General features: G+C 66.1%; 1 protein-coding gene. It reads left to right on the top strand.

Translation table 11 applies throughout. The features are described from left to right. A partial coding sequence (locus OZ411_RS43170) for a transposase (protein ID WP_282532836.1) occupies nucleotides 1–395 on the top strand: 395 nt, incomplete at both ends.

Raw genomic sequence — 395 nt, 5'->3', positions numbered from 1 at the left:
ATGCTGACGGGGATCCGCGACGGACTGATCGCCCGGCGCACCCAGCTGAGCAATGCGATCCGCGGCTACGCCGCCGAGTTCGGCCTGATCGCCGCCAAGGGGGTGGACAAGATCGAGCCGCTGTTGAGGCGGATTGCGCAGGACGAGAATCTTCCGGAGCTGGCGCGTGAGCTGTTCGTGGTGCAGGGGCGTGAATACGCAAGGCTCGGGACCGAGCTGAAGGAGATCGAGGCCAAGCTGTTGGCCTGGCACCGGGCCAATGCCCTCAGTCGGCGCCTGGCGCAGATCCCCTCGATCGGCCCGATCATTGCGACCAGGATGGTAATGAAGACGTCCGATCCAGCCGCGTTCCGCTCCGGCCGGCACTTTGCCGCCTGGCTCGGCCTCACACCAAA

This window comes from Bradyrhizobium sp. Arg237L, assembly GCF_029990105.1.
In the GTDB taxonomy this organism is placed as follows: Bacteria; Pseudomonadota; Alphaproteobacteria; order Rhizobiales; family Xanthobacteraceae; genus Bradyrhizobium.
The sequence above is the reverse complement of the archived record's forward strand: the minus strand, read 5'-3'. Positions and strand labels throughout refer to the sequence as shown.